This window comes from Bacillus cereus group sp. BfR-BA-01381, from assembly GCF_022663555.1.
GTDB classification, from domain to species: domain Bacteria; phylum Bacillota; class Bacilli; order Bacillales; family Bacillaceae_G; genus Bacillus_A; species Bacillus_A pacificus.
Map to the genome: position 1 here is coordinate 1 of NZ_JAKUFR010000052.1, position 24,731 is coordinate 24,731.

A 24,731-nucleotide genomic window follows, 5' to 3' on the forward strand; every position below is an offset into this window, starting at 1 on the left:
CTAAAACGTGTTCATCATGAAACAATAATGTATATAATCGTTTTCCGAGCAAAATTCGTTCGTGTAAGGAAGTGAAATGTTTCATTGTATCACCAATTAATATTGTTTTTTGTCCAGTATTTTCTTCAGAGAAAGGGAAGAGAATATGATTAAATTGAAAGAAATCAAAAAGTTTAAATCCAATACTATTTAGTACATTTTTTTTGAAGTATTTATTTTGAATCACTCTTTTTTCTAAGTAGTTTTGTTCATTAATAATAGTCGCAATCGTTAATATTTGTTTGTTTCCAGTTTTCCAAAAGAAGTTCCACATTGTTTCCATGAATGTTGATACATTGAGGTGAGGGAGGAGATGAAAAAGATTTTTGTTTTTTTTAACACTCTGTTCATATAATAAAAATTGTGGATACACATCTTGAAAGATAAGCCAATTACCCCGTTCTAAAAAAGAAAAGAAAGTAAATTGATCTTTCTCAGATAACAATTTCGTATATAAATCCCCCTTTAAATCTGTCATGTTCCAACCGCCGTTCCGCGATACCATATGTCCAAGCAATGCCCAATGTATTTCAGGATATTTTTTGTAAAATTGATAGTAAGCACGAGTTCTTGTAACATTATTTTGATTCAATAATTTTGTTCTTTCTTTAATTGTGTGTACGAATACTTCTTCTTCGTTCGAAAGGGGAGAAAGGAAGTTATTTACGTTGATACATTTTTGTTTTAGCTCGTTTTTTATTGAGAAGAGGGATAGAGGAATGTTTTTGTAAAGTTTATCATTTGGATTGTCGTGGTGCATGTAATTCCCTCCAATTCAAGTCTGTTATCATAAATATATTAGTAACTACTTACATAAATGATATGTGAAGGAAATGAAAAGTTGCAAAGTACAAAAAAGGAAAGAAGAGTCCGTCTCTTCTTTCCTTTTCTTGTATGTATTTACGCTACAGAGAATGAACACCTTTTTTGAGAAGAGTAGAAAATGAATCAGCATGAATAGGCTTGCTGTAGTAGTAGCCTTGAATAAATTGACAATTATTTTTTTGAAGGAAACTCACGTGTTCTTTCGTTTCTACACCTTCCGCGATAACTGACATTCCTAATGTATTTGCTAATGTGATGATTGTTTTAATAATTTCCATTCCATCGTCACATGTTTCAGACATTGTAATAAATTCTCGTGGGATTTTTAACGTATCGATTGGATATAAAGGTAAGTAAGCTAGCGAAGAATAGCCTGTACCAAAGTCATCGATTGAAATATGAATCCCTAAACTTTTTAGTGTACGTAGTTTTATTAATGTTTCTCGCTCATCCATCATTGCAATTCGCTCTGTTAATTCAAGATCGAGAGAACTTGCTGCTAAGCCTGTATTTGCTAATGTTGCAGAAATAGATTTTACAAAATCTTCTTGTTCAAATTCTTTAGCAGATAAGTTTACACCTATTTTTAAATGTGAATATCCGAGTGCGTGCCAACGTTTCATTTGCTCACAGGCTTGCTTCAATGTCCACTTTCCTATTGGAATAATTTGTAGTGTTTCTTCTGCAATCGGAATAAATTCGTATGGAGAAATAATACCTAATTCAGGATGATTCCACCTAATTAAAGCTTCTGCACCAATAATTTTATTAGATTCACTATCAACTTGAGGTTGATACAAAAGGAACAATTCTTCATTTTGTATTGCGTTTGGTAAATCTTTTTCTAATCGTAATCGTCTTTCAATTTTTTTAGCGATTACATCGTCATAAATAGAGACAGAATTAAGCTCTTTTGCCTTTGCATCATACATTGCAACATTAGCGTTTTTTAATAGTGTAGTGATATCGATTCCAGAATGTGGATAAATAGCGATCCCGATACTAAGTGATAAAGTTAATGTATGCTCATATATGACAAACGGTTTTTCCATACTTTCAAATAATTGATTACATAACTCGAATAAGGAATCTTCGTCAGTATAGTTTTCAATTAAGATTGTAAATTCATCGCCACCGATTCTTGATAGATGAGTATGTGATGGAAGACATGATTGGAATCGCTCCGCTACTTTTTCTAATATGTGATCCCCTGCCGAATGTCCAAGTGTATCATTAATTGCTTTAAAGCGATCTAAGTCCAAATATAATAATGCAAACTCGCTTTCTGTCGTTTTAGCATTTTTTATAATTCTTTTTAATTTCTTATGGAAAAAGGCACGGTTCCCAATTTTCGTTACAGTATCATGGAATGCTAAATATTTTATTTCTTCTTGCTGTTTTTTTAGTGCAGTAATATCTTTCACCATAATATAGCTTCCTGAAATTTGTCCGTCTATCATAATAGGGACGATAGTAACGTATAAAAAATAAGTAAAGCCATCTTTATATTGAGAACTAAGTTGTAAGGATGCCGATTCTTGTTGTTTCACTTTTTCTAATGCAGATGCTAGTTTATGTTTATCTTCATCTAAAATAATTGAAAAACATGTTTCACCAAGTAACTCGTTCGTTGGTGCTCCAAGTAGTATACTTCCAGCTTTATTTACATTTAAGAATACACCATTTAAATCAATTGTAAAAATAGGATCAGGGTGATATTCATATAATGATTTGAATTTTTGTTGCTTTTGAGATAGAGCCTCTGATTTATGAACTAAATCTGAAGTCCGTAATGTAACTTTTTCTTCTAATTGGGCATTAAATACTTGTAAACGTTTGGTTAGGGAATTGTTTTGCATACGTACAATAGAATGACGAATGAGTACGAAAATAAAAGTAATACAATTTCCCGTAATGAGAGTGGAAGATGCTGTTTGTTCTTTTAACGTAAACCCGATTAGTATTGCAACGGCAAGATAAGGAAATACAACTAAAGCCTTCTTTCCTATTATAGGGTTAACAATGAAATAATTTTTATGGCTATTATGATCTTCTGAAATAGATCCAGCTATTGCAATAAGTAATATAGGTATTCTATATAAAAGACGTAATAATGTTATCGTTTCAGTTGATAAATGATTATTTAGGTAAAAATAAATATAGTTAAAAGTTGCAGAACTTATTAATACAAAAATAAAGATATAAATTTTCCGTTTGGAATTAAAAATTGTTGGACGGAAAAAGAGACTAACACCTAGTAGAAGAAATAATAAATCTGCAATTGGATATAGAAATGAAAGGAAAACATCTCCTAGTGAAAGAGAGAATATATTTAAATTTGGTTGATTAAATAAATACCACTCCAATGTGAATATGGAAGTAAGTACTATGCATATATCACAAATAAAGAACGCTTTTTCCCATTTATCGCATTCTTTTAAGATTTTATAGCAGAAAGCGATAAGACAAAAGAGTAGAAAAAACATGTAAAATACATCAGAAATTGTAAAACGATGTATTGGAATTTCGAAGAAGCTATCTTGATATGTATATACTATTTTTCCTAATAGAAAACTACCAATTGCTATTGTGATACATATCCAAAACGGATTTGAACTGACTTTTTTAGAATATATAGAGTAAATGAGTGATACAAATGTAATAGCTTCAACAATAAGTGAAGCGAAGCGTACATCTGAATTTGAAAAATGAGTAGGGAACAGATAGAAAAACATAAAATAGATTGAATAGCATATTAATGTCGCAATTAATATACATAGTTGTAAATTTTTATTTAATTTCAATAAAATCACCTTCTTTAATTATGCACTATATTCGTAATATCTATACATAATAATATTATTTAAGAATTGTATCAGATTTCCTTATAAAAATCATGCGTATAAGGAAAGTGATGAAGAGTTTAATACTTCTTAAAATTAAAAAAACATGGCGTTTGATAGTATGTATTACATTAAGATTTTAAATGGAAATTGTATATTTAGTCATCCTTTGAATTTTAAAGGTTTTTTAGTGGTTCGCAAGTGAATATGTATAATTGCATAAGGGTATAACATTCAATTTTATATAAAATTGAATGTTATAAAGTATAAACTAAACTTTTGTATGTATCTATTCTCATACGAATGAGGGATTTCAAAAAGATGTTGCGTATATACAATAATACGTAAGCATGTATGAAATCTCTAGTATAGGAGGAAGAGCATGAAGAACTGGGTAAAGTTTCGAATAGCACGTCCAACTGATCAATTTGAAAAGGTGATAGAATTCTATGAAAAAGGATTGGGCTTAAAACGTATAGGTGAATTCTACAATCATAAAGGATATGATGGGGTCATGTTTGGACTCCCAGATGAAGAGTATCATTTAGAATTTACAAGACATATAGATGGGAGCCCATGTCCAGCTCCGACAAAAGATAATTTACTCGTATTTTATATGCATGAAGATAGTGAAATGAAAAAGGTGAGTAAAAGGTTGCATGTATTGGGATATGATGAAGTCGAACCAGAGAACCCATATTGGAAAGATAAGGGGATAACGATAGAGGATCCAGATGGCTGGAGAATTGTGTTGATGAAATTAGAAGAATAATGTGTAATTATGCTTGAAGTTCAAGTAGGAGGGAATATATGTAAGAGAGCTTTCTTTTGAGGGGATACACTCATGGAAGGCTTTTTTATTTGAAATTCGAAAAATAAAATTTGAAATTATATTCTGAAAAGTTATAAAATAAGAACGTGTATTCCTATGGGTTTGAGAGGGGTGCCTGAAAAGATGAATAGAACACTAGGGGGACTTTTTTATGATATGCCGGATTAAGGATGCAGAAATATATTATGAAATTATTGGTGAAGGAAAACCAGTCATTATTATACATGGCTGTGCACCTGATCATAGGTTAATGCAGAGGTGCATGGAATCAGTATTCGAAAAATATAAAGGTTACCAAAGAATATATATTGATTTACCTGGCATGGGGAAATCGAATGCTCCAGATTGGATAAATAGTTCAGATCATATGTTAGAACTGTTAATTGCATGTATTGAAAAAATTATTCCAGCCAAAAACTTTTTATTAGTAGGGGAGTCCTATGGCGGATATTTAGCTAGAGGTATACTCACAAAGCTGTTTGAAAGAGTTAATGGATTACTATTAGTCTGTCCTGTTGTAGTAGCGGATCCAGAAAAAAGGACTCTTCCAGATAAACAGGTAATTTTACAAGATGAGGACTTTTTAAATAAGCTCACTTCTACGGAAAGAGAGGCATTTTGTGAGTTAGCAGTAGTAGCAAACGAATATACATATAAGCGATTTCAAGAAGAAATTAGACCAGGGTTAGATGTTGCTAATTATGAGTTTATTGAAAGGTTGCAAAAAAATTACTCTCTTACTATGAATTTTTATCATATGAAATATGAGAAACCTGTTCTTTTACTAGCTGGAAGGCAAGATATATCCGTAGGTTATCAAGATATTATAGAAATTATTGATGATTATCCAAGAGCGACATTAGCGGTGTTAGATATGGCAGGGCATAATTTACAAATTGAACAACCTGAATTGTTCGAGAGTTTAGTAGGAGAATGGATTACACGAACAAAACAACAAAATTTATAAAAAACGAATGAATATTTTCAAGGAGGAAGTATGAGTACATATATCTATATGGTTAGACATGGTGAATCACCAAAATTAGAAGAGGGTGAAAGAACACGTGGTTTAACTGAAAAGGGAAGTTTAGACGCTCATAGAGTAACAAATATATTAAAAACAGAGGGAATCGATACTTTCATTTCAAGTCCATATAAGAGAGCTGTATTAACGATAGAAAAAACAGCCGATTTCTATGAAAAAGAAATATTAATATATGAAAATCTTAAAGAGTGTATGTTTTCCAGTGGCGATCAAGTTATATCAGATAAAGAGGTGTATCCACTTGTAAAGAAGATGTTCTCTGAAGCGGATTTTGCACGAACGGAAGGAGAGTCATATGCGGATTGCCAAAGAAGGGTAGTGAAAGTATTAAAAGAAATCTTAATGGATTTTCAAGGACAAAAAATTGTAATTGGTACACATGGCCTTGTCATGACACTCATGATGAATTATTTTGATAAGCAATACGGGTTTGAATTTTTAATGAATACGTCAAAACCAGATATATATAAGATGGAGTTTAAAGAGGAACAATTAATGAATGTAGAGAGATTATGGAAAGCAGAATAAAATTGGTTGTATGGGCTTTATTGTAAAAGTTACTTTTATAGCAAAATCTTCTTATTTGAATAGAAAGTATTTTTATCAACTATTTTTAGAATGTTAAATCAATAAGTAATTATTCAGTTTCTGAATAATATAATTGAAAGTTGGTTTAAGTAAACAATTTTAAATGTGACAAAACTCCAAACGTTGAATTTATATTCAATAGGAGAAAAAGATGTAGAATTTTGTCTTACTGTCCTCGTTTACTTTTTATTTCATTACATATAGGCTTTGTGGTGTAAGGGGGGACATCACCTTTACGCAAAATCTATAAGGAGGTCATTGTAATGAAACAAATTAAAAAGTTTGCGGGAGTTGCTTTAGCGGGGACGATTGGATTAAGTGGACTACTGTTTTTAGAACCAAGTGTAAGCGCTGCGGAAGTACAGCAAGTGAAAGAGGAGAATTTCAATGCAATTGATGTATCGATGAATCTAAATGAATTATATGTATTAAGTGGCAGAAGCATTGATGTTCTTTCTGGAGATAAAGAAGCAATTCAGCTAAACAAATACACAATTCGTTTTAGTAAACCAGGGAAGTATGTGATTAAAGTAAATGGCTGTATTTATGACGATGTATATACTTTTATTGTGAATGATTAGTATATCTTCTTAAATTATGGAATAAAAAAGAAACACCCTATTTGCGGTGAGAATCGTAAATAGGGTGAATTTACTTGTATTAAACTGTACTTTAAATATGTTCACTAATTTTTTTTTTGTTATGTAGAGTATGTAGAAGTGTTTGAAATACCTTAAATGATTGCTGAAAGATTGGACTTTGAATAAAGGTATACAGAAAAGTTACGATAAAAACAGGCCCCCCTAGCATAAATCCAATAACTAGTACAATACATTCTACTATGATTCTAGCACGGCTAATAGATAGACCGGTTTTGTCGGAAATAGTAAGCATGAATCCATCACGAGGTCCAGCGCCGATTCCAGCCGCAACATACATACCTCCCCCAATACCTGTAATGGCAATGCCAGAAAATAAAATGAGTAAGTTTAACCATAAATAATCACTAGCGTTTGGAAGAATATTTGATTGTAAGAAAAAGTCCATAATCGGACCGATAAGTAGTGCATTTAAAAATGTTCCCACATTTATATATTTTCGATCTACTAGTAAAGAAATGAGAACGAGACATAATCCACATATGACACTCCACGTACCAATGGTCCATCCAAACCTTTGGTAGAGAGCCATGTTTAAAACTTCCCAAGGATGTAAACCGAGAAATTTAACTTTTACTGCAAGAGCATTTCCAAGGCCGAAAAAAATTAATCCTAAGAAAAAAAGAAAATAGCGAAAGAGAGTTAGCCTCATCTTTAAAACCTCCCATATTGTATAATTATGTATATTACATGTAAGAGTTTTAATGTACAAATATTACGACTTTTCAACCGGTATTTAAAATAGCTAAAATACAAATGAAATATATGTATTCACAGTCAAAAAAGTTAAAATATTTCGTCTCAAGGATTATAATAGAGAAAGAAATATAAAAGGGAGTGAACGAGTTTGAAACAAGAACTTATTGAAAGATTTACGAGATATGTAAAAATTGATACGCAATCAAATGAAGAAAGTCATACAGTGCCAACAACACCTGGACAAATTGAATTTGGTAAGTTATTAGTGGAAGAGCTAAAAGAAATTGGGTTAACAGAAGTGACGATGGATGATAACGGTTATGTAATGGCAACACTTCCTGCTAATACGGATAAGGATGTTCCAGTCATCGGCTTTTTAGCACATTTAGATACGGCAACAGACTTTACAGGGAAAAACGTAAAACCACAAATTCATGAAAATTTTGATGGCAATGCGATTACGTTAAATAAAGAGTTAAATGTTGTGTTAACGCCAGAACAGTTTCCAGAATTACCATCATATAAAGGACATACGATTATTACAACGGATGGTACGACACTTCTAGGAGCAGATGATAAAGCTGGTTTGACTGAAATTATGGTTGCAATGAACTATTTAATACATAATCCGCAAATTAAACATGGGAAAATAAGAGTAGCATTTACGCCGGATGAAGAAATCGGTCGTGGGCCAGCGCATTTTGATGTAGAAGCGTTTGGTGCATCATGTGCTTATACGATGGATGGAGGTCCATTAGGTGGTTTAGAGTATGAAAGCTTTAATGCTGCAGGCGCTAAGTTAACGTTTAACGGAACGAATACACATCCTGGAACAGCGAAAAATAAAATGCGTAACGCAACTAAACTTGCGATGGAGTTTAATAGCTATTTACCAGTAGAAGAGGCACCAGAATATACAGAGGGGTATGAAGGATTCTATCATTTACTTTCTTTACATGGTGATGTTGAGCAAAGTAAAGCGTATTATATTATTCGAGATTTTGATCGTGAAAATTTTGAAGCGCGTAAACATAACGTTGAAAATATTGTGAAGCAAATGCAAGAGAAGTATGGACAAGATGCAGTCGTTTTAGAAATGAATGATCAATACTATAACATGCTTGAAAAAATCGAACCAGTGAGAGAAATTGTTGATATTGCATATGAGGCAATGAAAAGTTTAAATATCGAACCAAATATTCATCCGATTCGCGGTGGAACAGATGGATCACAACTATCGTATATGGGATTACCAACCCCAAACATTTTCACAGGTGGTGAAAACTATCACGGTAAATTTGAGTATGTTTCGGTAGATGTTATGGAAAAAGCTGTTCAAGTTATTGTGGAAATCGCAAGACGATTCGAAGAACAAGCTTAAAAAAGAACCAAGTAGTGCGGATGCGCTACTTGGTTTTTTAGTATAATACTCGCCACAAATAAAAAGTTGCGTAAGACTCCCAGTTGATCCAATTTGCCGCAAAATCTTTTATTTCCTGTTTAGTTGGTTTACTTTCGGAACCTGTTATATATTTAATTGCATTGTGCAAACCAACATCGTCAATTGGAAAAGCAGAAGGGAATCGTAAACAGCGCATTAAAACATAGTGGGCAGTCCACGGACCTACACCATGTATAGCAGTTAATTGTTTTTCAGCAATCTTTACATCTTGTGTTTGTAGTAAAGATTCTTTTGATAGTTTTCCTTCTGTAATAAGCTTTGCAATACCGATTAAATATTCACACTTTCGAGTCGTCATTTTTAAATTTTTGAGATCTTCTACGTGTAAATTGGTAATCGTTTCAGGAGAAGGGAATATCCAATGTTTTCTATCGTTCCATTCTACATAACTTCCAAATGTCTCGACTAATCTTCTTTTTAGCGTATAAGCATATGTGAGGTTAATTTGTTGACCGATAATTCCCCAGGAAAGTGCTTCAAATAAGTCTGGAATACCTAAGGTGCGAAGGCCATTATATTGTTCAATTGGTCTTTGAAGGAGTACATCATGTTTAGCCAATGTATAAAAGGGAGTTAAATCAGTAGTTAAATCAAACCAATCCTTCACATAGTTAGCTACAGCTTCGTGTATCGATTCTTCAGATGTATATAATTCTTCTAAAAAACGTATTTGAATATGCCCATCTGTATTCATACTAATTGCAACTAAAGGATTTACATCGTGAACAGAGATAACTTTATAAATTTTGTTGTCTTCAATGTGAAACATACATTCATTGTTAGAACGTGATAGATAGCGTAAATTTTCTTGGAAACTAAATTCTGTTGGCACTGCTAAAGTTAATGGGTTACTATATTCTGCTGTCATAAGAATTCTACCTGCGACTTTTCTAATGTAAGCAATTCTTTCTTCATTTCTAATCCCCCTCTAAAGCCAGTTAGTTTCCCATTCTTTCCAATAACACGATGACAAGGAATCGTTATGAGAAGAGGATTGGCAGCAATGGCAGTAGCAACGGCGCGCACCGCTTTAGATTTTTGAATTCTTTCGGCAATTTCTGTGTAAGAATATGTTTTCCCATAAGGAATTTCACGTACTGTATTCCAAACAGATAATTGAAATTCAGTTCCGTATGCATCGATAGGGAATGCAAAAGTTTCTCGCTTGTTTTCTAAATACTCGATAATTTCTTTTGTATATACTTGTAAGTAATCTGGACTATGAATCAATATATGTTGGGGCAGTTTTTTTCTAGCCCATATATTTAATTCTTCAAAGGTTTCATATTGTGATCCAATGAAACATAGTCCATTTTCAGTTGAAGCAATATGAAATTGCCAATTTTCATGTGTAAGTAGCGTCCAATATATATAATCACTTTTGTAGGAATTCATTATTGTAACCCTCTTTCATTTCATTCTTTTTTCGATATGCAGTAGGCGTAAATCCGGTTTTCTTTTTAAATAAAGTTGCGAAATATTCTGGGTTTTCTATCCCAACAGCATTACTAATTTCTTTAATGGATTGATTTGTTTGTAATAGTTGTTCTGCCGCTTTAACAATTCTGAACTGTTGTATATATTCTATAGGACTTATTCCTGTCGTTTTTTTGAAAGTGCGTTGTAAATGAAATGAGCTACCATGGCACATTTCCGCAAGTATGTCGAGAGTTAATAATTCATTAAAGTGTTTTTCGATATACTCTTTAATTTGTTCTACCCACTCTTCATTAGGTAAAGTGAGCCCATTTGGTTTACAACGTTTGCATGGGCGAAAATTTTCACTTAATGCTTGCTCTGCATGATGAAAAATTCGTACATTGTTTTTATTCGGTATTCTTGATTTGCATGATGGCCTGCAAAAAATTCCGGTTGATTTCACAGCATAAAAGAACTTGCTATCATAGGAAGAATCATTATGAACAATCGCTTGCCAATGCTCATTTGTTAACGTAACTCCTTCATTGTACAAAGAACATCACCTCTGAAATTAGTATAACCTGAATAAAGTGCGTATGTATGTATTCACAAATGTAAGAGCAAGATTACAAAGGTAAAAATATTGGATGGCGTTTAGATTATTTTGTTGTTTCTGAAAGAATGAAAGACCAAATAACAGAGGCGAAAATTAATAGTGAAGTAATGGGATCAGACCATTGCCCAGTTGAATTACATATAAATTTCTAAAAAAAGAAGTATCCCCCTAACATTAGGCGGATACTTCTTTTTTTATTCAGTTTGTTAAAATTTTTCAAATCTTTCTTGAAATAATTGCGTATTAAATATATACTTAGTAACGATAATCATTATCAATGAAAATAATTATCAATGGATGAGGTATAAAAGAATTATAGCTTAGGGGAAGTGAACGAGAATGAGTTCTGGATAGAATTGTTAATCTAATGAAATATATGTAAGACAAGTTTCATATAGTTAAATTTTATTGAGAATATAGTTTTGAAAATTCGAGAGGAGATGTATAAAGATGAATAAGAAGTTATTTACATTAGGGATGGTTACAGTTTTAAGTGTAGGGCTAGCAGCATGTAATAGTACAGATAAAACTTCAGGAGAAAAAACACAACAGACAAAGGCTAGTGAGACGAAAAAAGACGAAAAACGAAAAATTACATATTTAGGTAAAGAATATACAGTACCAGCAAAAGTAGATAAAATTGCGACAGCTAGTTTAGAGTCAATGGAAGATGCTGCGGTACTTGGTATTAAGCCAGTAGGTGCTATTACTGTTGGTGGTAAATTACCGAAGTATCTTGAGAAAGATTTAGAGGGTGCAAAATCTGTTGGTGAGAAAATGGAACCAAATTTCGAAACATTACTTCAATTAAAGCCAGATGTTATTACATCAAGTACGAAATTCCCAGCAGAAACAGCTGAAAAATTTACGAAAGTAGCTCCTACATTCCCGGTATCACATGTTTCAACAAATTGGGAAGATAACTTAAAGTTAATGGGAGAATTAACTGGCAAAAAAGATAAAGCCGAAAAAATTATTAAAGATTACAATGCGGACGCTGAAAAAGCAAAAGCAAAACTAGGAGATAAGTTAAAAGACAAAAAAGTACTTGTTATTAGACTAAGAGCAAACGAATTATTCCTATATCCAGAAGGAGTATACTTCAACCCTGTAATTTATAAAGATCTTGGGCTAACTGCTCCAGAACAATTAAAAACTGTAAAAGCACAAGAGAAGATTTCATTTGAAAAACTTGCTGAACTTAACCCGGATTATATTTTCTTACAATATGAAACAACTGAAAATAAAAACCCGAAAGTGCTAGAAGAAATTGAAAGTAATCCAATTTGGCAAAGTATGAATGCTGCGAAAGAAAAGAAAGTATTTGTAAACGTTGTGGATCCAATGGCACAAGGTGGTACTGCTTGGAGTAAAACAGCATTCTTAAAAGAAGCAGTGAAAAATTTATCTAAATAATATTTTAAGTAAGGTGCGTTGAATAATATGCAGAAAACAAATGCAGTACCAGTAACCATATTATGTATAGCACCCATACTCATCTTATTTACAGTTATACTTTCTATTTTGTATGGGGCGAAAAGTATTGATGCTGAAACGGTGTGGAACGCGTTATTTCATTTTGATTCAAGTGATGTAAATCATAATATCATTATTACTTCACGTTTACCAAGGGTAGTTGCAGCTCTTTTAGTTGGAGCATTTCTAGCCATATCAGGAGCACTTATGCAGGGGATGACAAGAAACTATCTTGCATCCCCTTCTATTATGGGTGTGACGGATGGGGCAGCTTTTGTTATTACACTTTGTATGATTTTTCTTCCGGGAATGTCATCGATTGGTATGGTTGTATGTTCAATGATTGGTTCTGCATTAGGAGCCGGTATCGTATTTGGTTTTGGTTCACTCCTTCAAAATGGCTTATCACCAGTTAGGTTGGCAATTATAGGAACGGTTATTGGAACATTTTTAAGTAGTGTATCGGCCGCGATGGCTTCATATTTCCAAATTTCTCAAAATGTTAGTTTTTGGTTTAATGCAAAATTAGATCAAGTTGATCCTAATATAATTAAAATCACGATACCCTTTGGGATAATTGGAATAGTTTTAGCGCTGTTAATATCAAAATCTATTACGATTCTTTCTTTAGGAGAAGAAGTTTCTATTAACCTAGGGCAGCGTACAAAACTAGTTAAAGCAATGGCTATTTTATCAGTAATCTTTTTAACAGGAACAGCAGTTGCTTTAGTGGGGAAAGTAGGTTTTGTAGGTTTAATTATTCCGCACATTACTCGCTTTATAATTGGAGTAGATTATAAGTGGATTTTACCATGTGCAGGCGTTATTGGCGGCGTTTTTCTAGCGTTATGTGACGTTTTAAGTAGATTTGTAAATTATCCATTTGAAACGCCGATTGGAGTCGTAACATCTTTAATTGGAATTCCTTTCTTCCTGTATTTAATCCGTACAAGAGGAGGAGAGAGACATGCTTAAAAGCTCAAATCAACGTTTCGGAATGACGATGGGGATACTTATATTTTTAATACTATGTGCTATTTATATTAGTTTAACGAATGGTACGTTTGATATTACGATTACAGATGTATTTAAAACACTCTTTAGAATAGATCCAGTACCAGACCATGATTTAGTTATTTTTGAGTTTCGTCTCCCGCGCATCATAATTGCTGGATTAGTAGGATTAGGTCTCGGTGTTGCAGGTGCTGTTATTCAAGGGATTACGAGAAATGGATTGGCAGACCCAGGTATTTTAGGGGTTAATGCCGGAGCAGGAACAGCAATCGTCATTTTTATGTTTTTCTTCCAAGGACAATTAAAAAGCACAGACTGGGTTTCTATTATGATGATGCCAATGTTTGGTTTAGTAGGTGGATTAGGTGCAGCTATCATCATTTATCTGTTTTCTTGGAAAAACGGTAAGTTAGATTCGCAGCGACTTTTATTAACAGGGATTGCAATTGGATCAGGATTTGGGGCATTTTCAATGTATTTATCACTCAAAATGAAGTCAACTGATTTTGAAATGGCTGCAGTATGGGTGTCTGGAAGTATATATAGTGCAAACTGGAAGTACATTATTGCCATGTTGCCGTGGCTTATCATATTAATTCCTCTCATACAAAAGAAAGCTTATTTATTAGATTTATTTCAGTTGGAAGAAACGAGTATTACAAGTTTAGGTGTTTCGCTAGAAAGAGAGAAATCAATTTTACTATTAAGTAGTATCGGACTTGTGAGCGCATGTGTTGCTGTTTCAGGGAGTATTGGTTTTATTGGATTAATGGCACCGCATATAGCGAAAAGACTTGTCGGTATTCAGCATAAGCATATCATTCCTACGTGCGGAGTAATCGGAATGTTTCTTGTAATTGCTTCAGACTTTATTGCAAAAACAGTTTTCACACCTGTAGAGTTACCAGTTGGAATCGTTATTTCTATTGTCGGTGTACCGTATTTCTTATATTTACTTTATAAGGCGAAAGCGTAAGAGGAGGAATAAAAGTGAGTATTTTAAGTGCAAAAAATTTAGAAACGAGTTATGAAAAGCTTACAGTGTTTCGCGATTTAAATGTGGAAATACAAGAAGGAAAAGTAACGACAATTATAGGACCAAACGGGTGCGGTAAATCAACATTGTTAAAAACAATGGGAAGAATTTTAAAGCAAAAGAGCGGTAAAGTATATTTGCAAGGGCAAGATCTAAATACAATTCCAACGAAAGAAATTGCGAAGCAGTTAGCTTTACTCCCGCAAACTCCAATTGCGCCAGGAGAGCTTAAAGTAGAAGAATTAATTTCTTATGGACGTTATCCACATCGAAATAATGTAAATAAGTTAACTTCAAAAGATAAAGAGATGATTGACTGGGCATTAGATATAACGAAAACTTCTGCATTTCGAACAAGACAAATAGCAAATCTATCTGGTGGTCAACGGCAAAAGGTATGGCTAGCGATGGCATTAGCACAAGAGACAGAAGTGTTGTTATTAGATGAGCCAACTACATACCTTGATATGTCTCATCAATTAGATGTATTACAAATTGTGGAGAAGTTAAATAAAGAACATAATTGTACGGTTGTTATGGTACTACATGATATTAACCATGCAGCAAGGTTTTCAGATGAAATTATTGCAATGAAGGAAGGAGAAATTGTTACAACTGGTAGTCCAGAAGAGATTATTACAAATGAAGTATTAAAAGAAGTATTTCATATTGATGCGCGTGTCATGATCGATCCGTATAACGGGGCTCCTGTTTGCTTCGGTTATGATAGCGTTGTATCTCAAGAAGAAAAAGTAGAAATATATGTAACAAGTTAAAAGGGGGGATATAGGGTGAATACTACTATTGAAAAACAGCAGATTAAAACATCTAATACAGAACAGTGGAACATGTATTCAAAATTAGAAGGTAACGAATATCAAATTTATATTTCAAAGCCGAGGCAGCCAGCACCCGAGTCAGGGTATCCTGTTATATACGTATTAGACGGCAATGCCTTTTTTCAAACATTCCATGAAGCTGTTAAAATACAATCAGTTAGAGCAGAAAAAACAGGTGTTTCACCAGCCATTATAGTAGGTATTGGTTATCCAATTGAAGGGGCATTTTCAGGTGAAGAAAGATGCTATGATTTTACGCCTAGCGTAATTTCAAATGATGCACCATTAAAGCCAGACGGTAAACCGTGGCCTAAAACAGGAGGAGCACATCATTTTTTCACTTTTATTGAAGAAGAATTAAAGCCGCAAATTGAAAAGAATTTTGAAATTGATAAAGGAAAGCAAACACTATTTGGGCATTCTTTAGGTGGTCTATTTGCTTTACATATATTCTTTACAAATCTAAATTCTTTTCAAAATTATTTTATAAGTAGCCCGTCGATTTGGTGGAATAACCAATCTGTGCTTGAAAAAGAAGAGAATCTTATAAGTGAATTAAACAATGCAAAGGTTAAAACAGGAGTATTTCTTACAGTGGGTTCACTAGAACGAGAGCATATGGTTGTAGGGGCAAAGGAATTATCAGAGCGCCTTTTCCAAGTGAAACACGATCAGTTTAGATTTACGTTTTATGAAGCTGAAGGGGAGAATCACGCATCTGTTGTGCCGACTTCTTTAAGTAAAGGATTGAGGTTTGTTAGTCATGTATCCAGCGATTAAAAGGTTAGTGATTTGAGTGAATCCACATTTTTAGGTTAGTTAATAAAGTAATCGTCTAATAAAATATAAACAAAAGGCTATGGGGAAATTCTCCATAGCCTTTTGTTTGCGTAAGTAGAATTGTCCTTTTTGAAAGTTTTGTTTCAACTTTTCGTCTAAAGAGACAAAAAGTTGTCACAATTCGTTCACAATTAGCATAAACATAAAATAGACGAAATGAACTTATTTCCGAAAAGGCTTGGTTCATTCCAATCATGACTCGTAGAGCTGAAAAAACACGGATGAAAAGTTCACTATATTCTCAAGGAGGTAAATCGTATGAAAACTATTCTTGCTATCGCTGGGCTTATTTGGGTTTTATCACATGGCATTCCAATTTATGAAGGAGAACAAATTCGCAGTGCTCTGAATAAAAATTTTAATGAATATCATATCATTGATCGGCAAGATAAGGTTGTGACAGTTCGTGTAAATGACTGTTTTCATACGGTAACCGTTGAAGGAACTTCAGTAGTGAATGATACAAAAGTATGTGATCAGCAATAATAATATATAGGAAGAAAAAGTCTCAATTTATACGTGTGAAGATTGAGGCTTTTATATTTGGGGATGAATAATAAGCGGGGATGGAAAATCCCCGCTTATTATTGTTTTTTGAAAAAAGGAAAGGGTATAATGAAAATTGAGACTGAGAAGCTAACAATGTGTTAAGAATAATCATAAAGTGGAAATATACTCATATGGGGTATCATACATAGATATTTAATGCTATAATTGGTATACTCGTAAAAGCAATTGTTTTATTGGATGAAGAGAAACTTTAAGAAGGTGATAATATGGGGCATAAAGAGCATGAAGCAGTAACACATAGATCAGAAAAAGAAAAAGAGCAAATTATAAATAGATTGAAGAGAATTGAAGGGCAAGTTCGGGGTATTCAAAATATGATTGAAAATGATCGGTATTGCGTGGATATTTTAGTGCAAATTTCAGCGATTAATGCAGCGATGAAAAAAGTAGGAATGGGTGTATTAAAAAACCATACAAGTCATTGTGTTTCAGGTGCAATTAAAGATGGTAATGGTGACGAAGCAATCGAAGAATTAATGACAGTATTTGAACGTTTTTCAAAAGCGTAAAAACAAGCTAGTACGTAACTGGCTTGTTTTTTGTTTACTTTCATATAAGGTTTCGGGGTATTGATGTGAAAAAGTGTATGTAAAATAAACTTTTAGAAAATAATTGAAAAATCATGATACAAAACCATTGATTACCTTAGGGGGGTATGGTAAGATGAGGGTGTGGTTAACAAACAATGAAGAAACAAGAGGAGGATTTTAAATGGAACAGTTAACATTACAAGTTGAAGGTATGTCTTGTGGACATTGTGTAAATGCTATCGAAAGTAGTGTGAAAGAACTAAACGGTGTTGAACAAGTGAAAGTTCAATTAGCAGAAGGAACTGTTGAAGTTACTATTGACTCATCAGTTGTAAAGTTAAAAGATATCGTTGCTGTAATTGAAGATCAAGGATATGATGTTCAATAATTATTTTTAGATATGGAAATAAATCGTACTTTATAGAAAGTACGATTTATTTTGCTAATAATTATACCTCATAAGGGTATATAGAGGTGAGAGACATGAATGAACAAAAAGAGGCCAATCTTCAAATATCAGGAATGACATGTGCAGCATGTGCAAATAGAATTGAAAAAGTTCTAAAAAAAGTAGAAGGTGTTCATGATGCAAATGTAAATTTTGCACTTGAAAAAACAAAAATAATGTATGATCCCCAAAAAACAAATCCGCAACAATTTAAGGAAAAAGTTGAATTGTTAGGATATGGAATTGTAAGTGATAAAGCTGAGTTTACTGTTTCAGGAATGACATGCGCAGCATGTGCGAATAGAGTAGAAAAGCGTTTAAATAAGCTAGAAGGTGTGAACGAAGCGACAGTAAATTTCGCTTTGGAATCGGCTACAGTAGATTTTAATCCTGATGAAATTAATGTAAATGAAATGAAGAGTGCAATTACGAAGTTAGGATATAAATTGGAATTGAAATCAGATGAGCAAGATGGATCAACTGATCATCGCTTACAAGAAATTGAGCGACAAAAGAAGAAGTTTATCGTTTCGTTTATTTTATCATTCCCGTTACTGTGGGCAATGGTAAGTCACTTCTCATTTACATCGTTTATTTATTTACCGGATATGCTTATGAACCCTTGGGTGCAGTTGACTCTTGCAACGCCAGTTCAATTTATCATTGGTGGACAGTTTTATGTTGGGGCTTATAAAGCATTACGTAATAAAAGTGCTAACATGGATGTTCTTGTGGCACTTGGAACGTCAGCTGCCTATTTCTATAGTGTATATTTAAGCATTCAATCTATCGGTTCTTCGGAGCATATGACAGATTTATATTTTGAAACGAGCGCGGTACTTATTACACTAATTATTTTAGGTAAATTATTTGAAGCGAAAGCAAAGGGACGTTCATCAGAGGCAATTAAAAAGTTGATGGGTTTACAAGCAAAGACAGCTACAGTTGTGCGAGATGGAACAGAAATGAAAATTTTAATCGAAGAAGTAGTAGCTGGTGATATCGTTTATGTAAAGCCTGGTGAAAAAATTCCAGTAGATGGTGAGATTGTAGAAGGAAAGTCAGCAATAGATGAATCGATGTTAACAGGTGAAAGTATTCCAGTTGATAAAACAATTGGGGATGTAGTAATCGGTTCTACAATGAATAAAAATGGATTTTTAAAAGTGAAAGCAACTAAGGTAGGAAGAGATACTGCATTAGCTCAAATTATTAAAGTAGTAGAAGAGGCACAAGGTTCAAAAGCTCCTATTCAAAGGGTAGCTGATCAAATTTCTGGTATTTTTGTACCAGTTGTAGTTGGAATCGCGATTATTACATTTGCAGTGTGGATGATCTTTGTTACACCAGGTGATTTTGGCGGAGCACTTGAGAAAATGATAGCAGTACTTGTTATCGCTTGTCCATGTGCATTAGGTCTTGCAACGCCTACATCTATTATGGCTGGATCAGGAAGATCAGCTGAGTATGGTATTTTATTTAAGGGCGGAGAGCATTTAGAAGCAACGCATCGATTAGATACAGTTATTCTAGATAAAACAGGTACTGTGACAAACGGGAAGCCTGTGTTAACAGATGTAATTGTAGCAGATGGATTCCATGAAGAAGAAATACTACGTTTAGTAGGTGCGGCAGAAAAGAATTCTGAACACCCACTTGCAGAAGCGATTGTAGATGGAATTAAAGAAAAGAAAATTGATATTCCAAGTTCAGAAACATTTGAAGCGATTCCTGGATTTGGTATTGAATCAGTTGTAGAAGGGGAACAATTATTAATTGGTACACGCCGATTAATGAAGAAATTCAATATTGATATTGAAGAAGTTTCTAAATCAATGGAAGAGTTAGAACGAGAAGGAAAAACAGCAATGCTTATTGCGATCAATAAAGAATATGCTGGTATAGTTGCCGTTGCGGATACTGTAAAAGATACTTCAAAAGCAGCTATCGCAAGACTTAAGAAAATGGGTCTAGACGTTGTTATGATTACAGGAGATAATACACAAACTGCTCAGGCAATCGCTAAGCAAGTAGGTATTGATCACGTAATCGCAGAAGTATTACCAGAAGGAAAAGCAGAAGAAGTGAAACAACTGCAAGGGCAAGGTAAAAAAGTAGCAATGGTTGGAGATGGAATAAATGATGCTCCAGCACTTGCAACGGCGGATATCGGTATGGCGATTGGAACAGGAACGGATGTAGCGATGGAAGCGGCAGATATTACGTTAATCCGTGGTGATTTAAATAGTATTGCTGATGCAATCTTTATGAGTAAGATGACGATAAGAAATATTAAGCAAAACTTATTCTGGGCACTAGCTTATAATGGCTTAGGAATCCCGATTGCAGCGCTTGGTTTCTTAGCGCCTTGGGTTGCAGGAGCAGCGATGGCATTTAGTTCTGTATCGGTCGTATTAAATGCATTACGATTGCAAAGAGTGAAATTAAAATAATAAAACTTTAAATCTATAGAGTAATTGCATAGGCTTTTAAACAAAAAACAATACTTTGAAATAAGTATTGTTTTTTGTTTATATAGAAAGAAAAAAGATATAATAAAGCAGAAATATTGAATACTAGATGGTAGAAAAGTTAAATGATAGTGTAGTAAGGTGGTTCATATATGTTAAAAGATACGATCATTAGAACATTCCATAAAGAGGATATAGAACAAGTATTACAGTTGTTCTATGAAACAGTTCATACAATTAATGCAAAAGATTATAACGTATTACAGCTACAGGCATGGGCACCAGAGCGACTAGATAGAGAAAGCTGGTTACAGTCTTTAGAGAAGAACATTAGTTATGTAGCGGATCATAACGGTGTGATAGTGGGATTTGGAGATTATAATGAGGATCATTACGTAGATCGCTTATTTACACATAAAGATTATCAAGGAAAAAGGATAGCTTCCTACATATTACAGAAGTTAGAAAGAGAAGCAGCGAACCTAGGGCATAGGGAGATCTATACAGAAGCGAGTATTACAGCAAAACCTTTCTTTGAAAGCAAAGGCTTTATGTGCATAAAGGAACAAAAGAAACAGCATAATGGTCAGATTTTTATTAATTATGTAATGAAAAAAATAGCCCTCTCGTAAACGAGAAGGCTATTTTTCATTATTTTACAGCTTCTTTTAGTTCTTTACCAGCTTTGAAAGCAGGTACTTTAGAAGCTGCGATTTGCATTTCTTCACCAGTTTGTGGGTTACGGCCTGTACGAGCAGCTCTTTCGCGAACTTCGAATGTACCGAATCCGATAAGTTGTACTTTTTCACCAGCAGCTAAAGTGTTAGTGATTGATTCTACTACAGTTTGTACAACTACAGTAGCTTCTTTTTGAGAAATCTCAGCATTTTGTGCTACGTTTTTGATTAATTCTGTTTTGTTCATGTTTTTCACCTCATATGTAAATAATGCTATTTAAGTTGTTATTATAACGTATAAAACATTCGAGAACAAGTGTACGCACATATATTCGTAAAAAAAAATGGAATTTGTAATATTTTTTAGATACGTCTATATAGACGGTTCATTTAAGCGGATACAGATTTTTTCTTTAATTCGGTTTGCTCTTTATTGGAAGGTAGTTTCTTATTATAAGATATGAAATAAGGTAATGCCACAAATAACATACCTCCCACTAAGTTTCCGAAGAAAACAAAAATGAAGTTTGGAAAATATTCAATCCATGTTAAATGGCCAGCAAAAATTGCAGCTGGGATGACAAACATATTTGCTACAACGTGTTGAAATCCAATCGCAACAAAAGTCATAACTGGGAACCAAATGCCGATAATCTTTCCGATAAATTCTTTACTTCCCATACTAAGCCAAACAGCTAAACAAACGAGCCAATTACATCCGATTGCAGAAATGAAGGCTTGTAGTGGTGTATCTTGTAGTTTAGCTTGCGCAATAGAAACTGTTTTTGCTAAAAAAGCTCCCTCTGTTAATCCGACGACATGACCGAAAAAATAAGCAACGAATACAGCACCTATGAAGTTGCTAAACGTAACAATAACTAAATTTCGAATGAAGTGAAATAAGTCGATTTTTTTATGAAGCCACGCCATTGAAACGGTCATCATATTGCCAGTTACTAACTCACCGCCTGCAAGAATAACGAGTATAAGACCGATAGGGAATACAGCGGCACCTAGAAAACTAGTAAATGATCCCCAAGCTTTTGGCATTGTTCCAATAACATGAATATCGAGTAAATACCCTAATGCTATGAAAGCACCGCCAAAAAAACCGAGAATTAGCATAGGGAGTAATGATAAATGAGCTTTTTTTCTTCCGGAATTAGCAGCAAGTTCCGTGATTTCTTCTGGTGTAAATACAGACATGAATAATCTCTCCTTAATAAAGTGATAAAAGAATAAATGGAACATTTTTAAGAATCTATGTATTATAAAAATATGTTATGATTTCTGTATAAATTTGTCAAAGTGAGCAGGACTGGAATTGAATATAACTAACATTGTTCGTGTTGTCACATGAATGTAACAATAAGGTTTTAAAGTACTTCTAGAGGTGAGAACATGAATACGTATCACGTAAAAGAAGAACAAAAAAAATCAATCGTCAAGATATCTATAATCAGTTTCGTAAGTGTAGTAATGATTTCTATAAGTTTGTATTTCTATGCGACAGAAATAGAACGAAAACTAGTAACAGTTACGTGGAATGAAATAGAAGCTTCTACAATTCCTAAAGAGTTTCATAATAAAAAAATATTACAGTTCTCAGATGTACATTTAGGACCAGAATTCACACTGAAACAATTAGAAAATTTGGTGGAGAAGATGAATGCATTAAGTCCAGATGTAGTAGTTTTCACAGGGGATTTAATAGATAAGTTTGGATCGTACAAAGCTGAAAGAGAAGAAGCGAAAGGGATTTTACAAAAAATACATGCGCCCTTAGGGAAATATGCAGTGTTTGGGAATCATGATAGGGGCGGCGGAGGTAGTTTATTTTATAAAAAATATATGGAGGAAGCTGGTTTCGCTGTGTTAGTCAATGAAGTGCAGAAAATTAAAGCGGAAAACGGCAAATATATTACAATATCAGGTTTGGATGATTTTTTATTAGGTAAGCCGCAAATAGACTCGACTTTAAAACATGTAAGGCAACAAGATTTCAATATGTTATTAGTACATGAGCCGGATGTTGTAGACAAAATAGTACGTTACCCAGTTGATTTTCAAATGTCAGGCCATAGTCACGGAGGACAAGTTCAAATCCCTTTTATCGGTCCATTCATTACGACAAAACTAGCTGAGAGTCATGTTGAAGGTATGTATGAATTAGAAGGAAAGAATAAGCCATTACATTTATACGTAAATCGTGGGATTGGGACAACTCGAATGCCTGTGAGATTTTTGAGTGTACCTGAACTTTCAGTATTTGTATTGAAGCAAAATAGTAACTAATGTATTCAATTCCACATCATGATTCTTAATTTGATTCTGATGAACGAGAGATGTTAATTGGTGGTAAATAAAAAATAACAATAGGTCATATAAAACCTATTGTTGTTTTTTATTATTTTTGCAAGGGAATCGCATCGAAATATGTTCTATAGCTACTAGAGAATTCAAAGTTATTTTTTGCATCCCAATTAATAGACCAAGACATTAGACCGCGGAATGCAGGATAGCCACTCTCATTTGAAAGTTTATACTTTCCTCCGAAAGGAATGCCCTTAATGATATAATCTAAAGCTTTTTTCATTTCAGTTGGAGAAATATACCCACCACTTGGAGCGGCCGCTGGTGCTGCAGGAAGGCCAATCATGACTTGATCCGAACGAAGAGCTGGGAACATGTTGTTTGCATTACCACCTACAGGAAAACCATGTAAGAGCATATCTGCCATAGCGACCTCGTAGTCTGCAGTACCTTGATTGTAGTTATTACCGTCCATTCCAATGCCACTGCCAGCGTTGTAGTGTTGAACGTGAATGTATGTCAATTTGTCTTTCACTCCGTAAATAATCGGTAAATATGCACCCCAGATGCTTCCGTATGCGCTATAACCGCCTTGAACATAAGCTGTTTCAGGAGCCATGCTTAATAGAAAGTCGGGACCGTAATGATCTGAGATTGTTCGAATAGCCGAAATAAGATTTACGATTTGAGGAGTAGTTGGGCTTTTGAAATTAGTGTCATTTCCGTTTAAGTAAATACCTGATTCAAGGTCAATATCTATTCCATCAAAACCGTATTTATCGATTAGAGATTGTATGGAATTAATGAAACGTTGCTTAGCAGCATTGTCAGGAAGTAAAACGACCCCATTTTGTCCACCTATTGAAAGAACTACTTTCTTTCCTTTACTTTTTAAATAAGAAATATCTGATTTGAATTCTGCATCTGTACCATACACAGGAGAAAATTCAACAGTAGAACGATCACCACCAGTTTCCCCGAAAGATACATTGATTACATCCCATTTTGGTGAAACGTCTCTTAATTTAATAATGCCAGTACCGTTATCAAAGTTATGCCAGTATCCAACGAGTAGTTTTGATCCTAAATTGTTTGCTGCTTGTGCTTGAAAGGGGGCTAGTGGTAACAGTAAAAAAATTACTAACGTACAACAAATGAATTTGAACTTGTTTAACATATCAACACTCCTATACAAAAAGTTGTCTAGATGTATAATCTTGTTTATTTAATAATATCTGAAAATTCATTCTTTTGTAAGGTAACTATAATTTTCTCAACAATTGTATATGGGAAATTGTTAAACTTAATGAAATAATTTTTGTAGGAGTTTGCATTACAATTGTTAAATTCAGAATATTTTGATATATTTTAAAGTATAGGACAAGGTTTTTCACATAATACTCTTACATAAAGTGAAACTTTAATCAGTGGGGATTTTGTTCATCCCCGCTGATTATTAGCCCTCCCCGTTAATGCGGGATAAATTTCAA

At 33.7% G+C, this 24,731-nt stretch carries 25 protein-coding genes and 1 pseudogene; 17 read left to right on the plus strand and 9 right to left on the minus strand.

The window, feature by feature from the left end:
• Positions 1 to 799 (minus strand): DUF2515 family protein (locus tag MR079_RS17685; RefSeq protein WP_242294378.1); only part of this gene is annotated, 799 nt, incomplete at its 3' end.
• Positions 800 to 944: 145 nt separating this feature from the next.
• Positions 945 to 3,668, minus strand: coding sequence for a bifunctional diguanylate cyclase/phosphodiesterase (locus MR079_RS17690; RefSeq protein ID WP_139867049.1), 2,724 nt, complete (start codon positions 3,666 to 3,668; stop codon positions 945 to 947).
• 421 nt (positions 3,669 to 4,089) lie between these two features.
• Between MR079_RS17690 and MR079_RS17695 the strand changes: the two genes are divergently transcribed.
• The 4 genes from MR079_RS17695 to MR079_RS17710 all read left to right on the plus strand — a co-directional run bounded on the left by MR079_RS17695 (position 4,090) and on the right by MR079_RS17710 (position 6,753).
• On the plus strand, positions 4,090 to 4,479 hold the full coding sequence (locus MR079_RS17695) for a VOC family protein (protein WP_139867051.1): 390 nt from the start codon (positions 4,090 to 4,092) through the stop codon (positions 4,477 to 4,479).
• Positions 4,480 to 4,690: 211 nt separating this feature from the next.
• The gene (locus MR079_RS17700) at positions 4,691 to 5,506 is read left to right on the plus strand and encodes an alpha/beta fold hydrolase (RefSeq protein WP_242294379.1); all 816 of its coding nucleotides are present in this window, start codon (positions 4,691 to 4,693) and stop codon (positions 5,504 to 5,506) included.
• Positions 5,507 to 5,536: 30 nt separating this feature from the next.
• A complete protein-coding gene (locus MR079_RS17705) occupies positions 5,537 to 6,112 on the plus strand; it encodes a histidine phosphatase family protein (RefSeq protein ID WP_087954536.1) in 576 nt (191 codons plus the stop codon).
• 323 nt (positions 6,113 to 6,435) lie between these two features.
• Positions 6,436 to 6,753 (plus strand): hypothetical protein, encoded by a 318-nt coding sequence (locus MR079_RS17710; RefSeq protein WP_044791624.1) that lies wholly within the window; start codon positions 6,436 to 6,438, stop codon positions 6,751 to 6,753.
• A gap of 91 nt (positions 6,754 to 6,844) precedes the next feature.
• Here MR079_RS17710 and MR079_RS17715 read toward each other — a convergent pair whose 3' ends face one another.
• Positions 6,845 to 7,483, minus strand: a complete 639-nt coding sequence (locus MR079_RS17715; protein WP_139867057.1) for a YczE/YyaS/YitT family protein — start codon at positions 7,481 to 7,483, stop codon at positions 6,845 to 6,847.
• A gap of 195 nt (positions 7,484 to 7,678) precedes the next feature.
• Here MR079_RS17715 and pepT point away from each other — a divergent pair, with 195 nt between their 5' ends.
• Positions 7,679 to 8,911, plus strand: a complete 1,233-nt coding sequence (pepT, locus tag MR079_RS17720) for a peptidase T (RefSeq protein WP_139867059.1) — start codon at positions 7,679 to 7,681, stop codon at positions 8,909 to 8,911.
• A 37-nt stretch (positions 8,912 to 8,948) separates the two neighbouring features.
• On the opposite strand, the gene MR079_RS17725 is transcribed toward pepT, so the two are convergent.
• The 3 genes from MR079_RS17725 to MR079_RS17735 are packed head-to-tail and all read right to left on the minus strand — an operon-like array spanning position 8,949 to position 10,964.
• Complete coding sequence (locus tag MR079_RS17725) at positions 8,949 to 9,860, minus strand: DNA-3-methyladenine glycosylase family protein (RefSeq protein WP_242294380.1); 912 nt, start codon at positions 9,858 to 9,860, stop codon at positions 8,949 to 8,951.
• On the minus strand, positions 9,857 to 10,387 hold the full coding sequence (locus MR079_RS17730; protein ID WP_139867063.1) for a methylated-DNA--[protein]-cysteine S-methyltransferase: 531 nt from the start codon (positions 10,385 to 10,387) through the stop codon (positions 9,857 to 9,859). Before MR079_RS17730 ends, MR079_RS17725 begins: the two co-directional genes overlap by 4 nt.
• On the minus strand, positions 10,368 to 10,964 hold the full coding sequence (locus MR079_RS17735) for a bifunctional transcriptional activator/DNA repair enzyme AdaA (RefSeq protein WP_229135335.1): 597 nt from the start codon (positions 10,962 to 10,964) through the stop codon (positions 10,368 to 10,370). Before MR079_RS17735 ends, MR079_RS17730 begins: the two co-directional genes overlap by 20 nt.
• A gap of 77 nt (positions 10,965 to 11,041) precedes the next feature.
• Here MR079_RS17735 and MR079_RS17740 point away from each other — a divergent pair.
• From MR079_RS17740 to MR079_RS17790, 11 genes and pseudogenes are all read left to right on the plus strand, one after another.
• Positions 11,042 to 11,179: pseudogene (locus MR079_RS17740) on the plus strand (exodeoxyribonuclease III); the annotation flags it as partial.
• A 298-nt stretch (positions 11,180 to 11,477) separates the two neighbouring features.
• Complete coding sequence (locus MR079_RS17745; RefSeq protein ID WP_139867067.1) at positions 11,478 to 12,443, plus strand: iron-hydroxamate ABC transporter substrate-binding protein; 966 nt, start codon at positions 11,478 to 11,480, stop codon at positions 12,441 to 12,443.
• 27 nt (positions 12,444 to 12,470) lie between these two features.
• Positions 12,471 to 13,478: a FecCD family ABC transporter permease gene (locus MR079_RS17750; protein WP_229135336.1), complete on the plus strand. Its 1,008-nt coding sequence runs from the start codon at positions 12,471 to 12,473 to the stop codon at positions 13,476 to 13,478.
• Positions 13,471 to 14,493 carry a FecCD family ABC transporter permease gene (locus tag MR079_RS17755; protein WP_000920433.1) on the plus strand — a complete coding sequence of 341 codons (1,023 nt, stop codon included), beginning with the start codon at positions 13,471 to 13,473 and terminating at the stop codon, positions 14,491 to 14,493. Before MR079_RS17750 ends, MR079_RS17755 begins: the two co-directional genes overlap by 8 nt.
• A 14-nt stretch (positions 14,494 to 14,507) precedes the next feature.
• A complete protein-coding gene (locus MR079_RS17760) occupies positions 14,508 to 15,329 on the plus strand; it encodes an ABC transporter ATP-binding protein (protein WP_000025777.1) in 822 nt (273 codons plus the stop codon).
• Between the two features lie 15 nt (positions 15,330 to 15,344).
• Positions 15,345 to 16,172 carry an alpha/beta hydrolase gene (locus tag MR079_RS17765; RefSeq protein WP_242294381.1) on the plus strand — a complete coding sequence of 276 codons (828 nt, stop codon included), beginning with the start codon at positions 15,345 to 15,347 and terminating at the stop codon, positions 16,170 to 16,172.
• 318 nt (positions 16,173 to 16,490) lie between these two features.
• Positions 16,491 to 16,718: a hypothetical protein gene (locus tag MR079_RS17770; protein ID WP_000849098.1), complete on the plus strand. Its 228-nt coding sequence runs from the start codon at positions 16,491 to 16,493 to the stop codon at positions 16,716 to 16,718.
• A 290-nt stretch (positions 16,719 to 17,008) separates the two neighbouring features.
• On the plus strand, positions 17,009 to 17,311 hold the full coding sequence (locus MR079_RS17775; protein WP_000509876.1) for a metal-sensing transcriptional repressor: 303 nt from the start codon (positions 17,009 to 17,011) through the stop codon (positions 17,309 to 17,311).
• A 202-nt stretch (positions 17,312 to 17,513) separates the two neighbouring features.
• Positions 17,514 to 17,720, plus strand: coding sequence for a copper chaperone CopZ (gene copZ, locus MR079_RS17780; RefSeq protein ID WP_000436974.1), 207 nt, complete (start codon positions 17,514 to 17,516; stop codon positions 17,718 to 17,720).
• 95 nt (positions 17,721 to 17,815) lie between these two features.
• Complete coding sequence (locus tag MR079_RS17785) at positions 17,816 to 20,233, plus strand: heavy metal translocating P-type ATPase (RefSeq protein ID WP_139867071.1); 2,418 nt, start codon at positions 17,816 to 17,818, stop codon at positions 20,231 to 20,233.
• Between the two features lie 170 nt (positions 20,234 to 20,403).
• Positions 20,404 to 20,883: a GNAT family N-acetyltransferase gene (locus MR079_RS17790; RefSeq protein ID WP_139867073.1), complete on the plus strand. Its 480-nt coding sequence runs from the start codon at positions 20,404 to 20,406 to the stop codon at positions 20,881 to 20,883.
• A 19-nt stretch (positions 20,884 to 20,902) separates the two neighbouring features.
• Here the strand turns inward: MR079_RS17790 and MR079_RS17795 are convergent, their stop codons facing one another.
• Entirely contained in the window at positions 20,903 to 21,175 is a 273-nt protein-coding gene (locus MR079_RS17795) for an HU family DNA-binding protein (RefSeq protein WP_001043904.1), read from the minus strand.
• A 143-nt stretch (positions 21,176 to 21,318) separates the two neighbouring features.
• Positions 21,319 to 22,134, minus strand: coding sequence for a formate/nitrite transporter family protein (locus MR079_RS17800; protein WP_000110523.1), 816 nt, complete (start codon positions 22,132 to 22,134; stop codon positions 21,319 to 21,321).
• A gap of 195 nt (positions 22,135 to 22,329) precedes the next feature.
• On the opposite strand from MR079_RS17800, the gene MR079_RS17805 reads away from it, so the two are divergent.
• Positions 22,330 to 23,223 carry a metallophosphoesterase gene (locus MR079_RS17805; protein ID WP_061183104.1) on the plus strand — a complete coding sequence of 298 codons (894 nt, stop codon included), beginning with the start codon at positions 22,330 to 22,332 and terminating at the stop codon, positions 23,221 to 23,223.
• A gap of 112 nt (positions 23,224 to 23,335) precedes the next feature.
• Here the strand turns inward: MR079_RS17805 and MR079_RS17810 are convergent, their stop codons facing one another.
• A complete protein-coding gene (locus tag MR079_RS17810; protein WP_139867075.1) occupies positions 23,336 to 24,418 on the minus strand; it encodes a chitinase in 1,083 nt (360 codons plus the stop codon).
• Between the last annotated feature and the right edge of the window lie 313 nt (positions 24,419 to 24,731).

Coding starts and splice junctions, on each gene's coding strand:
- MR079_RS17775 (WP_000509876.1), top strand. CDS start 17,009: ATGGGGCATAAAGAGCATGAAGCAGTAACACATAGATCAGAAAAAGAA.
- MR079_RS17695 (WP_139867051.1), top strand. CDS start 4,090: ATGAAGAACTGGGTAAAGTTTCGAATAGCACGTCCAACTGATCAATTT.
- MR079_RS17795 (WP_001043904.1), bottom strand. CDS start 21,175: ATGAACAAAACAGAATTAATCAAAAACGTAGCACAAAATGCTGAGATT.
- MR079_RS17745 (WP_139867067.1), top strand. CDS start 11,478: ATGAATAAGAAGTTATTTACATTAGGGATGGTTACAGTTTTAAGTGTA.
- MR079_RS17730 (WP_139867063.1), bottom strand. CDS start 10,387: ATGAATTCCTACAAAAGTGATTATATATATTGGACGCTACTTACACAT.
- MR079_RS17770 (WP_000849098.1), top strand. CDS start 16,491: ATGAAAACTATTCTTGCTATCGCTGGGCTTATTTGGGTTTTATCACAT.
- MR079_RS17710 (WP_044791624.1), top strand. CDS start 6,436: ATGAAACAAATTAAAAAGTTTGCGGGAGTTGCTTTAGCGGGGACGATT.
- MR079_RS17800 (WP_000110523.1), bottom strand. CDS start 22,134: ATGTCTGTATTTACACCAGAAGAAATCACGGAACTTGCTGCTAATTCC.
- MR079_RS17715 (WP_139867057.1), bottom strand. CDS start 7,483: ATGAGGCTAACTCTCTTTCGCTATTTTCTTTTTTTCTTAGGATTAATT.
- MR079_RS17805 (WP_061183104.1), top strand. CDS start 22,330: ATGAATACGTATCACGTAAAAGAAGAACAAAAAAAATCAATCGTCAAG.
- MR079_RS17725 (WP_242294380.1), bottom strand. CDS start 9,860: ATGACAGCAGAATATAGTAACCCATTAACTTTAGCAGTGCCAACAGAA.
- MR079_RS17705 (WP_087954536.1), top strand. CDS start 5,537: ATGAGTACATATATCTATATGGTTAGACATGGTGAATCACCAAAATTA.
- copZ (WP_000436974.1), top strand. CDS start 17,514: ATGGAACAGTTAACATTACAAGTTGAAGGTATGTCTTGTGGACATTGT.
- MR079_RS17785 (WP_139867071.1), top strand. CDS start 17,816: ATGAATGAACAAAAAGAGGCCAATCTTCAAATATCAGGAATGACATGT.
- MR079_RS17790 (WP_139867073.1), top strand. CDS start 20,404: ATGTTAAAAGATACGATCATTAGAACATTCCATAAAGAGGATATAGAA.
- MR079_RS17700 (WP_242294379.1), top strand. CDS start 4,691: ATGATATGCCGGATTAAGGATGCAGAAATATATTATGAAATTATTGGT.
- MR079_RS17810 (WP_139867075.1), bottom strand. CDS start 24,418: ATGTTAAACAAGTTCAAATTCATTTGTTGTACGTTAGTAATTTTTTTA.
- MR079_RS17755 (WP_000920433.1), top strand. CDS start 13,471: ATGCTTAAAAGCTCAAATCAACGTTTCGGAATGACGATGGGGATACTT.
- MR079_RS17750 (WP_229135336.1), top strand. CDS start 12,471: ATGCAGAAAACAAATGCAGTACCAGTAACCATATTATGTATAGCACCC.